Consider the following 13,838-nt stretch of genomic DNA (forward strand, 5'->3'; position numbering starts at 1 on the left):
TCCTCATCCTTACAAATCATCCACATCAAAACCCATGAATTCCACCCGCAGCCATGTGGGGAGGAAGGTATCCGCCATGTTGTCCGCGCTTTCCGCGAACGCCTTGTTCACCGCCGCCAGAGCCGAGGCACTGTCGCTGATCTGGTTGGCCGCACCCAGGCTGCCGGCGCCGGTGATGGCGCCCAGATTCACACTGCTTTCCGATCCCATGGGAACGCCCACGGCCCCTTGGGAAAAACTGATGTTCTGCACGTTCAGAACCGTCCGGGCCCCCAGGTACACCGAGTTGCCCGCGATGCCCGCCTCCCCCGCGTCGATGATGCCCGTGGGAGCGAACAGGTATACGTCGCCCAGGTCGGCCTTGGCCAGGGGGCCTTCCAGGCCGTCGGGGTCGTAGGTGAGGGCCCTGATCCCGCTGCCCGAGGCCGCGGGAACGATGACCTCGTAAGGAACGCCGTTTTCATCCCACGCCACGCTCTTGGAGCCCGGACTGATTTCCGTGCGGGAGCCCCGGCCGGCGTTGATGTCGCCCAGATCGGCCCACAAGGTGATATCTCCGCCGTACCAGGTCATCAGACGGGATTCGTTGATGTTCATGTCGCCCACCGAAAAGACCCGGATATCGCCCCCGGCCTGGGTGTTGATGCCGTTACTGAGTTCGGATGTGTTGCCGATCACGGTCTGGCCCACGTTGATGTCCCCGGCGGCGATAACGGCGATGTCGCCCCCGCCGGCGGTGGCGATCCGGGACCGGATCATGTCGATGTCCCCGTCGGGGCGTGTGGCGTAATCCTCGCCCAGGGTCGCGATGAGCGTGTCCCTGGCCAGCGTCACATGATCGTCCACCTCGGTGTCATCCTCACCCAGGGCATCGGAATAGAGCTTACCCTCCTCACGCAGCACATCGAAGAAGGCGGAAAGCTCCCGGTCCGGATCGGTCAGGGCAAAGGGATCGTCGTAACCGCTGATCACCACCACGTCGCTGCCCGACGACGGCAGGTCTGTGTTTCGGACATTGCCCACCGAGACGATGCCGGTGGAGGTGCCCAGGTCGATGGAGCCCCCGGCCAGGACGGCCAGGGTCCCCGGCCCGGAAAGCTCGATGGCGGTATTGCTGCCGTATTTCGCGCCCAGGGCCGTGCCGAAGACGATGTCCCGGCCCGCTTTGACCAGAGTCCGGTCGCCCTCGTTCAGGTTCTGCCCGTCGAGCACCAGGTTCACCATATCCCGGCCCGCCGTGATTTCGGCCTGTTTGGGCAAAAACAGCGTGATGCTGTCGATATCCCCGCCGGCATCGATCCGTATGGGGGCGGTGTCGGTCAGATGGAGCCTGTCGGAGTTTGTGATGATGTTTCCAGTCAACAGGTTCCGACGCGCAAGAATGGCCGTATCACTCCGGGAATACATCGTTTCATAGACCTCGGCCATGGCGGTGTCAGCCATGTTGATTATCTTGCCGTATCCATCAATGCTGCCCCCGGCGGACAGACAGAGATTGCCGTCAGACGATGGAAACAAAGACAGGGTGCCGGTGATGTGAAGATCCCCCCCCGCATTCAAAGTCAATGAGGGAGGCAGCAGGTTTTCCATGCCGGCAATATTACCTGTTCGAAGGTCCACATAACCCGAGTCGCCGGAAAACGAGATGTCCCCCAAACCGCTCTGAACCGTTGCCGCCGAGGTTTCGGTGTAGCCGGGGTTCCAGTAGAGATAGCCCGAATTCGCCTCGTAAAAATCCACCAGGGACGGGCTGACCACGCTGCCCAGAATGATCCGGCCCTGGGCGTAAAGGTTCATGGTGCCGTCCATGAGTTCCAGGGTCTGGTCCGGATACCGGGCCAGGGTCCCGAAATTCCCGGCGCTGAACAAACGGCCCCTGCCTTCACTGACCAGGAAACGGCCGTTCAGGTCCCCCCCGGCCCGGACCGTCAGATCCCCCTCACCGAAGGCGCCGGTCTGGGCCGTGATGTTTCCGTCCGCCCAAAGGCTCACATCCCCCCCGGCCATGGTCAGAATCCCCGTGCTGGTCAAACTGCCGTCGCCGTAGTTGGCGGACCAGACCACCTCCCGGGTCCCGTCGCTTCGAAGGACCGGCGCGTTGTCGCCCCAGGTTCCCGTGGCCGGTGATCCCTCGATGTTTCCGGACGTTCTGATATGAATGTCCCCGCCGTTTGAATACAGAAAGGTCAGATCATGGCGGGAGGCTGCAACATAATCTGCGGGGATAGCCTCCGGAGCCTCACCGGTGGTCCGGATGGAGGCCCGGATGCCGCTTTGACGGTTCAGCCGGAGATCCCCGCCCACGGACAGGTCGATGTCACCGGTGCCGGTCTGGATGGCGCTGCCGGTCACAGACAGAGTGCCGCCCACCTTGCCTTCGATGTCGCCGTCAAAGGTCGCGATGGCGCAGTTCATGGGATTTTTCACCGAATAGGTCTGGGCCGCGCCGGTGCCCAGGACCGTGTCCAGACGACTTGCAAACCGGATATCGCCGCTTTCCGAATAGACCATGGCCCCGTTCGACACCGTCAGGGCGCCGTCCGCTCCGCTTTCTTTGACGGCAAGGTCATGGGCCGAAGACGCATCGGCCCCTGCAACCAGGGTGACATTCCAGGAATCGGGCGTGACGCCGGACACCAGGTCGGCCAAGGCCGTGGGATGGGACACAAGGCTCCGCGTGAGGGTCAGGTCCCCGTCGGCTTTGAGGGTCAGGGTGCCCACCTGGTCCGAAAAGGTGTTGAGGTCCATCAGGGCCGTCAGGTCCAAGTCCCCGTCGCTCTTTATCTCGATGCCGGGGGTAAAATGAAACAGGTCCGGGTCATCCAGGGTCAGGCCCGACAACAGACGGTCACAGGTGCCCGCCGCCGTCGCCGCGTTCATGTAGGCCTGGGTCCCGTCTCTCAGGGTTGATATCGCCGCCGCGTCCACGGTCTGGCAATGTTCGGTTGTCCGGGCCTCCACCGTCACCGCAGATGCCCCGGCGATGGTTCCGTCAAGGGCCATGGCCACCTCGTTGCCACCCGCCCGACTGGCGCTGAACGTGACCCGCCCCCCGTCATGGGCCTCGGACCCGCCAACGTCAATGGTCGCGCCGTCCGCAAAGGTAAGGTTACCCCGTCGGGCGGCCAGATTTACCGTGCCGCCGTCCCCGTCTGTTGCCATGGCCTTGAGCGTGCTTCCCGAATTCAGGTTCAGGTTCTCGCCCGCAAAAAGGCCGATGCCGCCTCCGGTTTCCCCGGAAGCATCGACGGTCACGCCGTTTCTGACGGTGATGTCGCCCTGGTCGGCCACCAGGGTCAGGTCACGGGCCGTGACATCTGAGGTCAGGTCCAGATGGCCGGTCCGGGACCGCAGGTAAACCGCCCCGTCCAGACCCGCCATGGACGAGATCAGGGCCGCCGCATCCGACGTCCCCAGCACGTCGACCCACAGGGACCCGCCGCCGCCCGTGACGACAAGATTCCCGGCCAGATCGGCCTGGCCTTCGGGGCTCCGGATGGTCAGGGACCCGGCCGAGCCGTCGGTTCCGGCCGAAACATCGATGGTCGCTCCGGCGTTGACGGACACCCTGCCATGGTCCGTTCCGAGTGACACCGCCCCGGCCGGAGCCGTTTCAGTGCCGGAAACATCGATGAGGCTGCCCGTCTCCAGGACGATGTTTTGCTCCGCCCCGCCCGTGGCGTCCATGGAAACGTGACCGGCCGGAAGGACAATGCGGCCCGTGTGGGTGATCGACCGGGCGGAAAAGGCCAGGTTTCCGCCCACGGAATCCACATGGCCCTCACCAGCTATGGAAGAAATCGAAAGTGCCCCGTTTCCAAGGGCCACACGGACATCGGGGGTTTTGTATAGGGTTTCGCCGTCTTCTCCGGTGACCCTGCTCAAGCCCCCGGTGATCACGGGGGCTTTCAGGTCAAGATTACCGTCGCCGATCGACAGGGTCCCCTGGCCTTCCATGGTCAGGGTGTCCCCGGCTGAAAGAATGGTCTTCGTAACCCCGGACACGGCCAGGGTCCGGGACACGCCGGTTTCATCGGCGCCGGCCGCCCGGGGCGCAAAGGCCACGGTCAGGTCCGTCCGACCTTGGAGGGTGAGTTCTCCTTCCGGATCACCGGCCACGGGAAAAAGAGCCCCGGGTTCGGCGGACCCGCTGTTCCTCACGGTCAGGCTGTCGGCGCTGATCAGGGTCTCCGTCCCGGCGCCGACCGGGCCGTCGATGACCGACAGGGTCGCGGTGTCAAGCAGCAGAGACCGTTGTCCGTGAAGGGCCAGGCCGCGATCCAGGGTCATGTCGCTTCGGCTCAGAAATTCCAGGGAGTGGCTCCCGCTGATCATGGTCCAGAGACTCTCGTCCACGGTGAGGCCGACGGGCCCCGTGCCGTTCTCCGATCCTTGGGCAATAAAGGCAATCGCGTCGCTTTCGAGGGTAAGGGTTCCAGAATCCACCCCGATGGTGCCGTCGATGTCCATGGAGGCTCCGGACAGGGTCAGGTGCTCCCCGGCCGTCACGCTGGCCCCCGTTTCCACTGCCAGATGGCCGTCCTCCGTGAGGAGGCTGACGGTCCCGGTCCCGTCATGGCCCGAGTCGATGGCCGCCCCGGCTTCGACGGTGATCAGGTCCCGGGCCGCAAGGGTCAGGTTCTCCACGGACACAAGGCTGTTTTCGGTGACCCGGACGCTCTCGGTGCTCTGGCCGTGGCCCAGGGTCACATCGGTGAAGCCGGACCCGGACAGGCTGTCCGCGTCCACCACCAGGGTGCCGGTCAGGTCCTCCAGGTCCGCCCGGCCCACAATGACCCGGGTTCCGGAAAGGGATACGGAACCGCCCTTGCCGTCGGCCGCGCCCCAACCGTTCAGGGTGGCCGAAAGAAGATTGGTGGCGGCCAGGATGGACAGAATTCCGGCGTCGTCGACCGTCCGTTCGGCGTAGGAGTAGTTCCCCTCTTTCAGCACATCGGCGGCGCTGCGGACCTCGAAGAGTCTGGCCTGGCTGCCGTGGCCGATCTGTCCTTCGGCGGAATCATATCCCACCGCAACCTGATAGCCTTCAGAGGTGGTCTGACATGCCGACAAAGACGCGGCCGGACCCAGATCCCGGATCACCAGGGCCCCGTCGGCAAAGGCATATTCCTCGCCCACGACCACGTAATAGCCGGCACGGACCCCGTCACGGCCCGACAGGTAAACCCGCTCGCCGGGTGAGGACACCTCGGCCTCGGGCATCAGGACCCGGGCGCCTGTCGCTGTGAGGGGGTCCACCGACCCCTCCACGGCCTGTTGAAACAGATAGGTGAAAAGGGCTCCGCCGCCGGACACGTCGAGGCGCGAGCCCTCCTCCGAGCGGACCGTCTCGCCGGTTATTGTGATGCTGCGTTCGGGCAGTTCTTCCAGTGCCTGTTCCTCAAAGGCCAGGCCTTCCCGATCGATCACCCTGGGATGCTTTTTCCAGACCATGGTGTCCGGGTCATAGGTGCCGTAGTACACCGGCTGATCCCCGCCCGTCTCGATGACGCTGCCGCTCTCGAGGGTGATGCTGCGGGCCGTCCGGGTCCCATCGATGCCGCGCAGAACGATCTCGCCCATGGGGGCCGAAAAAACACCGCCGTGGACAATGTCTTCGGCTTCCACGACAAGGCGGCCGCCGGCCGAATACAGCGCCCCGTCGTGGGGATCGTCGCCCCGGTTCGTGGCGAGGGTCCGGTCGCTGTGAAAGATGAACTCCGAGGCGGTGGTCGGACTGATCCGGGAGGCCACAAGGGTCAGGTCCCCGTTCACGGTAAATTCGCCGTAGTATCCTGAGGAAAACCCAGGTGGCAGGTTCTGGATGTAACTCCGGTCCTGGGCAAGAATATCCCGGTCCGCCCTGAGTGTCACGGATTCAAAGCCAGAGACGAGCATCCGTCCGTCGATGTCCAGGTACCCGTCCGAGGAAAGGGTCAGGGAGGCGCCTTCCGTCACCGCCATGCGCGGATCGGTATTGGCAACGATGCGGCTGTTGACCAGATGGACGGCATTGGCGGACAGATCGACCCGTTGCCCTGCCTCGCCCGACGCCCGGATCTCCGGCGTGTCCAGGGTGAGAACCCGGCCCGCATCCAGATCGACAGGACCTGTGAATGTCAACGAATGGTCGCTTCCCAGTGACAGGGCGTCGAACCCGCCGGCAAGAAAAGCATCGATCATGGTTTCCGAAAGGGCAAGGCCTTCAGCCGTGTGGGTTTTCCGGATCGACAGATCGCCGCCGCTCACCCCGTCGATACCGGCATTCTCCGCCCGAAGGGTCCCCGCAAGGGTCGTCTGGCCTTCTCCGTCCTCGGCCCGAAAAAAGGAGATCGACACGGACCCGGGATTGGCCGCCACGGTCCGGCGCACAGTCCGTCCCTCTTCGTCCGTCAGCACACGGACGGCGGTGTCCGTTGCGGACACATCCACCAGGGCACCCTCGTTCATCTGAAGCATCCCGGCGGATTCGATCACGATGCTCCCGCCGTCCAGGGGGAGATACGCCACAGCCCCGTCATCTTCGGCAACACTGTCGTCGGGGGCCAGATACCCCCGGGCCAGCATGCGGGCCGTGGGGCCCAACAGCAATTCCATATCCGTTCTGGACGAACTCACCGTGATGGTCCCGGCCGGGGCCTCCAGGGTCCCATGGATCGCCACACCGGGGCCTTTAACGGTGATGGTTCCCGATGGCGCTGAGGTTATTTTACTGTTTTCGGCAATAGCCACCTTTGTTTCAGCCACCTCATTTGCGAATCCGTCAACCAGCGGTGCACCGATCGGATGCGATCGGGAAAAAACATCCTCCTCTGATTTCTGTCCCGCCTTAAGTATGATTGACGTTTTTCCGAGTTCATCGGCCGAGACCTCTACAAAATTCCCAACGGAATCAGCAAATGCGGCATCCCGGCCGGAAAGAGGCGGGGCCGCCTTGATGTGCGGGACGCCAAGCGCAACGCCGCTCGCAACGGTCAGATCGAAAAAGCTCCTCAACACCAGTTCGGCGGCTCCGGTCTGATCCAGACGGTTGTCGTCCAGGATCAGCCCCTGGGCAGCGTCCCCGAGCAGATCATCCCGGCCAAAGGTTTCGGGCAGCGGGGCACGGATGTCCTCGGGAACCACGGTCACGGTTTCCGCGATCAGTTCAATCGTCCCGCCATGTTGTCCTTCCATGGACCAGGCCCGCAGGTCCCCGTCGAGAATCAGGTTGGCGCCCATGAGACGAATCATCCCCGCATCCCCGGCGCTAAGATCGCCGTTTGCACCAATCTCATAGCCCCCGCTCACATCGAGGACGCTCCCCTCCCGAAGAATCACGCCCTCGCCGCTGTGGCCATCGCTGTCCAGGGTTGTTTCCTCGAGTGTGATGGAACCGCCCGTGACCCGGGCCGATTGATACGCCTCGCCCGTGGATCTGGCCAGGGCGTTGTTCACCGTCTCACCGGCGGTGGTCAGCACGGCATGGTCCCCCACATAGATCCGCTCCGGGCCGATAAGATCCGTTGGGACATAATCAGGACTCGCCTCGTTTGATGAAGCGTTGTTGATCGTCCACATATGAATCGTTCCTGCGGGAACGTTTACCGTGCCGTCCACGGAGATGGTACGGGCACTCGCCTTAAACTCACTTCCGGTTAAGGCCGGCCCGGATGAATCCAGTGTGATCTCGGCCCCGGCTTCGATATCGATGGCGGTGAGGGCATTCAAGGAAAGCACCGACAGTCCGGCCTGGGAAAGCGTTTCCGAAGGCAGCAGGGTCTTGTAAATGGCGTGGCCGTCGGTGGCGTAATCGGACACAAGGGCCTCCGGCAGGGACGAATCCGCGTCGAAGTCCGCAGGGAGGGGGGCCGCGTCCGGGGTAACCACGATCTGGCTGGTGCCCTGCTCGATCCGGAACTCACCCCCGGCCGGCTGGTCAACCCCGGCGGCGATCTGCCGCATCAGCTCATCTTCGGGATCGCCGATGTCGGTCTGGTAAAACCCCGGCAGGGTGGTGCCGTCCAGGTCCCCGTCAAGGACGATGGTGCGGGCCTTCATGGTCAACAGGCCCGCGTCGGCTCCGGTATGATAATCCCGGATAAAGGTCCGGACCGGTGCGGCCCCGCCGGTGTAAAGGCCGGAAAAACGCTCGGTGATGCCGTACCGGGCGTAGGTCTTTTCATAAGACCCCAGGATGCTGTCGTAGCTCCGGGTATCAGGGGCCTCGCTGATGGAAAAGGCCCGGCCGCCGGAGGCCAGCCAGGTGGTGTCCACGAATCCCGACTCATGGTGGGCGCTGCCTCCGGAAAAATCGAGCGACGCGCCTTCCCGGACGATGATATCGCCGTCCGGGGCCGCCAGAGTGATCTGCCCGCCGCTGACGGCCGCTTCGGCGGCGGTCTTGAATTCCTTGTCAAGATGGCCGGACACGTCACCGATGGCGGACCCGTCCTCCCGGACAAAGGCAATCTCCTCGCCCCGCAGAATGCCGTCTTTCTGGTGCTGTTCGTCTTTAAGTTCCACGCTGTTCAACGTGGCGGTGACCAGGCTGTCCGACGCGTCCTGATCCGCCGTGACCCCGGCCACGTCGATTCGGCTTCGATCGCCCAGGTAAATCCGGTCACCGGCCGTGAGTTCCACCTTGCCGGCGGGACTGACCAGGGTTCCCTGGTGCTCGATGACGTTTCCCGCCGTGAGGGTTATCCTGCCCTGATCGAATTTGAACGAGTCATGGACCTCCTCGTCGGAATCGCTGATCAGGTTCAGGGTCCGGCTGTCTTCGCCGGTGATGATGCGATCCGTGGCTTTGAGGATGATCTCGCCGTCTTTTTTGATGGCGGTGACGGACCGCACCAGGCCCTGCTGGTTCACACAGGAGCCGTACATCTCGATTTTGCCGAGGTTTGAGCTGATCCGACCTTCGGCCTCGTTGAGGACCACGTTGTCCGTCGGGCTGTCCGAGGTCACGTCCACCGTGTCGACCAGCGTCTTTCCGTCATTCGAAACCTCCTGAAGAAAGGACATCTCCCTGCCCGCGGCCAGAACGATTCGGCCCACCGGGGCCTCGATGCTGCCCGAATTGACCACATGGGGGGACAAGAGATAAACGCAGCCGTTCACGTCGGTCTCGATGGCGCCCCGGTTTTCCACAATGGCATCGGCGGCGGTGGGACCCAGGCCGTCCGCGCCCTGGGATGTGAAGGCAATGGTGCGGCTCAAGAAATCGTTCTCGTCCATGGATAGGGAAGAAGCCACCAGGGAATGGACGTTGATCCGTGCGCCCTCGCTGAACAGCATGCCGTTGGGATTGATCAGGTACACGGCCCCGTCGGCGGTGAGGGAGCCGTAAATCCGGCTGGGGTTCTGGTCGTGAATCCGGTTCAGAACCGACCATGCCGCGTGGCCCTGCTGGTCGAAACGGGTATGGGCCGCGGCACCGATGTCGAAGCTTTCCCAGTCGATCACCGCGTGGTCCGCACTCTGGTGAACCACCAGTTCGGTTTCGGTGGCCTGGGACAGGGTGGCGTTCCGGACCACGTTCCGGACCACAGGAAGGGCCGTCACCGACGGAGGCACCAGCCCGGCGGCATCCTTGCCGTAATAGCCCGGAATCACCGGCTGACCGGCGCCCAGGGCAACCGGGGTGTAAAAGCCCGTCTGCACGGCGACCATCAGAAGGGCCAGCCCCTTTCGCCATCTGTCCTTACCACGACCGAATCTCATGCGCTCACTCCGATCTTTTGTGTTTATTCCGTCTTTTCATGACGGCATCGTAAAATGACAATGTTTGGACGGCTTCGAAAAATGTTCGAGATCAAGGCTTGCGAATCCGCAAGGAATGAGGCGTACTAAAAGGTACGCCGCAGTGACGAGGGATGACGCGTAACACAGATATCGGATGTTTTTCGAAGCCGTCACTTAAAACGTGCCCTTGATCCTGAAATACCCCCGACTGTCCCCGGCCCGGGTCTCTCCGTTGGTGGAAAGGGCCTGGCCCCAGTCGAAGCCGTAGGCCAGGTACCGGGTCAAATAGCCCCGGACGCCCACACCCGCGCCCTGGAGGTCGGTGGATCGGTCTTCGCCGGGCAGGGGGTTCCGGATGGTCTGGTACACACCGTCGTAAAACACATAGGGACGGCATTTGTACCGGGACGGCCTGTTGTCGTCATCCTCCTTTTTCGAGAACAGCCTCACCAAATCCGGCAGGGCCCATTCCACTGAAACAAGGCCCGCATTGTCACCGGCCGATTCGCTTTCGAGATACCCCCGGACGCTTTCCATGCCGCCTGCCGAATACTGCTCGTTGGACACCAGGGGCTGGTCCGCAATCTGACCGTCCAGCCGGACATTGAGGCCGAAACCCCAGGGAAGCCCGGCCGCGTGTTCCAGACCCAGCTTGAAAACAATGGGGTTGCCCCGAGCCTTGAAACGTTTGTTTTCGTATTCCCCGACGTCCATGGCGACCCCACGGGGGACCAGGGTAAGACCGGCCGTGGCCGTGGTCTTGGACGATCCTTCGAGGCGGGCGGCCTGATACACAAAGGACAGGGGCACATAAGACACGGGCGTCACATCGACCCCGGCGTCTTCGCCGCCAAAAGACAGCGCGTCTTCGAATCGTTTGTAGTCCAGGCCCAGGGTCACGTTGTGGGTGAAGGTCTCTGACCCTTCAAGCGGCATGACGTATCGAACGCCGACCATGACCCCCTTCCCCTTGACCGAAAACCCCTCTCCGAAGGCCACCCGGCTGTCCGACAACACCCCGTAGGAGGCCAGCAGATGCCTGTAGTTCCATGGGGCATGGATCAGATAGGACACGGACAGGGCCATGACCTCTTCAGTTTCTTCCGGCGCGGTCTGACACTGGATGGAAAAGGAATGCTCCCGCTGCCAGAGGTTGTCGTAATGAATCACCCCGTTGACCCGAATATCCGAGGTGTTGGCCGAGGCCCGGTTGTTGACCTCCAGGCTGCCGTGCAGTGGCAGCTTGTCGGTGACGGTCAGTTCCACGTCAACGGTGCCGGGCTCCCTTCCCGGAATCAAAACGGGTTTGACCTTCAGATCCGGATTCATGTTGGCACGGTGAAGCTGCTTTTTCGCTTCAGGCAGATACAGCACCTCGCCCGGGGCAAAAATCGGCAGGTCTCGGGCGATCTTGCCCATGGTGAAATACCGGTTGCCCGTGATCCGGACCCGCCGGATGCGACCCTCGACCACCGTGAGGTCCACCACCCCGTCCTCGACGCTCTGCTCGGGAATATTGACCAGCACCGTGGGGTAGCCCGCCTCCCGGAATCGCTGCTCGACGGCCATCCGCATTTTTTCCACATCCTCCGCCGTTTTCCCCGGTCCGATGAAGGCCCCTGTCACCGCGTCGATCTCGGCGCCGTCTAAAAGGGTGCTCCCCGTCACACGAACCTCGTCGATGTCGAATCGAAGATCTTCGGCTCCGGTATCACCAAAGGCCGGAACAAACCATACCGAACACAGCAGCCAGACCCACACGCCGATCACGGCCCGCACACGCCCCATTGTCATCACCGCCGTGTTCCTTTCACTCATCACAGTGGCCAGACCCCGGTTCCGCGGTCTCGCCGCCGTAAACCGTCATGCCCGCCAAACGATCGTCATGCCACATGAGAAGCTCCTGCCGGAGCCGTCCGGGATCACGGAATCCCTTGAGCTCCCGGTAAATGGTCTGGTCCGGATTGAGAAGGACGGTCATGGGAAAACCCTCCTGTCCGAACAGCTCCTTGATGTCCGTCCGGACACCGGAATTGACCGACACCCAGACAAAATCCTCCGACAGGCTTTGGAGCCTGGGATCGGGGAACACCCCTTTTTCCATGCGCTCGCACCAGGGACAGCCCTCGCGGTAGAGAAACAAGACCATGGGCCGCTGTTCGGCCATGGACAGGGCCACCCCCTCGTCGTAATCACGGGTCCATTCGATGGACCGGCCGTGAAGGGCCGAGGCCTTGATCAGGGAATCGATGGTAAGATCCATGAAAAGGGTCTTGCCGGCCAGGGGGGGATTGAAATCCACGGTGAAATGGGTGTCGTCCACGGCCGTGATCCGTCCGCTCATCCCCCCGGTTTCAAAGGGGGCGCCCACGGTCGGTGTGAGTTCGAGCACGATGTCATCCCCTTCTCTCATGATCCGGGTCCGGCCGAGGGTGTCGGTCACCGTCTTTTCCTCTGTGATGTCCGAATCGATGTACACCTGATCGTCCCTCACACCACGGACCGTGGACATAAAATAGGGCGTGACCGGAATGGCGACGCCGGGCGCAGGTTCGGTTTTGAACTGACGCCTGAAATCGGCAAGGGCCATGCTCATGAACGCCGGCATGTCCCGCTTCCGGGTAAACCGCTTGATGTTGTCGGGGGCCACGGGAAGTCCGCCATTTTCCGGGGTCAGCACAATCCGCCGTGATTCGCCGGGTTTCATGCCGATGACCTGGTCGGAAATATCCATATGTTTCTCGCCGGTTCCCACCATCACGGGGTCGGGATAATAATAGATGACCCCGCTGTCCCCCAGCCGCCCGTGGCGCTCGGCCGCCTCCCTCACATTGGTCCGGATCAGGGTGCCATCGTCGAGGGTGAGGACGTAGGTGATGGCGGCAAGGTCCCCGGTCTGGACCAATTCCGGATCTTCCCCGGGCCACACATCGATGCTGGCCTGGCCCGTGTCCCGGACCTTATTAAAGGCGGTTTCCAGTTGGCGGTTCATGTCCCCGGCCTGGGGGGGACGGGGCTCGGCGGCCCGGTCTGCGGACCTGGCCGTACAGCTCACGCACAAAAGGCCTGAAAGGACAAGGCCGATGCCGCCCACCCAGCGTTTAAGCATATCTCGTATCATGGGTTTTCTCCTTGGGGTGATCGAACGGAGACAATCTCCACATCACAGGTCAGGGTTTTTCCTCCGAAGGGGTGACCGTAATCGATGACGAACCGGTCATCCCCGACCCGGACAATCTGCCCGAGGAGGGAGGCCATCTTCACCGGCCGGCCGGCCCGGGCGTCGATGTCGACGATGTAGTGTTCACCGTCCGGGTCATGGGACAGCCGCCCAGGCCCGAAGGGCATGGGCAGGGTGTCTCCGTCGGTAAACTCGAAGGTGAAGGTGACCTGGTCCGGGGTCACGGCGATGATCCGGGTTTTGAGGGGGCCCATGGACGGGCCGTCCATGCCGGGTTCGGGTTCGCGGCCCAGTTGTTTGGTAAAGGGAATCCGGCCCACGGTCCGGGTCAGGGGGTAGCGCCGCTGAAGGGTCAGGGCCAGGTAGCGGTCCTCGTCGGTGAGACCGTCGGGGGCCGCGCTGTCAAGGGTCAGGGTCTGTTTTCCGTCTGGTGTCATCCCCGGAAGCCGAACCGCCACGCGGGCCTTCAACTCACCTGCGAAGGTTTTCAGCTTTCCTTCCAGGGGGCCGGGGTCGTCGCTTCCCGCCGTCAGCACCTGGGGCCCGGGGCCCGCCGGGCCGAAAAAAAGGGAAGCCGGGTCCGGCTGTTCCTCAGTTCGCTCCGGAACAGCATGAGTGTCATACAAAAGCTGCCCCTCGTCGGTCATGCAGGTCAGGTGGACCTCGACACGGTCCCCGGGCCTGATGGTTTTTCCCTTTCCCAAGGTGGCGCAGCCGGAAAGCCAGGCAAGGCCCAGAACAACGAGCAAGCCAAAGGCCGCCTTCGTTCTCACGTATCGTTTCATAGCCATCCCATTCATTGCGGTTTCAGGGTGATACCGGGACTGGCCCGGCTTTGGAATGTGGTAATCTGCCACGGGTTTGTAAGGCATATGTTAGGCGGGGGTTTTGTTTTGATGAGATCGAAAGGGCCGGTTCCGGAAAAAAAATG

At 62.8% G+C, this 13,838-nt stretch carries 4 protein-coding genes; all 4 read right to left on the reverse strand.

What is annotated here, in order from left to right; translation table 11 throughout:
• Positions 1-9: 9 nt before the first annotated feature.
• Positions 10-9,705 (reverse strand): filamentous haemagglutinin family protein, encoded by a 9,696-nt coding sequence (locus ACYQ11_RS07215; protein WP_459923091.1) that lies wholly within the window; start codon positions 9,703-9,705, stop codon positions 10-12.
• Between the two features lie 195 nt (positions 9,706-9,900).
• The gene (locus ACYQ11_RS07220; RefSeq protein ID WP_459923092.1) at positions 9,901-11,520 is read right to left on the reverse strand and encodes a ShlB/FhaC/HecB family hemolysin secretion/activation protein; all 1,620 of its coding nucleotides are present in this window, start codon (positions 11,518-11,520) and stop codon (positions 9,901-9,903) included.
• Positions 11,521-11,536: 16 nt separating this feature from the next.
• The gene (locus ACYQ11_RS07225; RefSeq protein ID WP_459923093.1) at positions 11,537-12,847 is read right to left on the reverse strand and encodes a thioredoxin family protein; all 1,311 of its coding nucleotides are present in this window, start codon (positions 12,845-12,847) and stop codon (positions 11,537-11,539) included.
• The gene (locus tag ACYQ11_RS07230; protein ID WP_459923094.1) at positions 12,844-13,692 is read right to left on the reverse strand and encodes a peptidylprolyl isomerase; all 849 of its coding nucleotides are present in this window, start codon (positions 13,690-13,692) and stop codon (positions 12,844-12,846) included. The genes ACYQ11_RS07225 and ACYQ11_RS07230 overlap by 4 nt, the downstream gene beginning before the upstream one ends.
• Positions 13,693-13,838: the final 146 nt, after the last annotated feature.

The organism is Desulfatiferula olefinivorans (assembly GCF_054657895.1).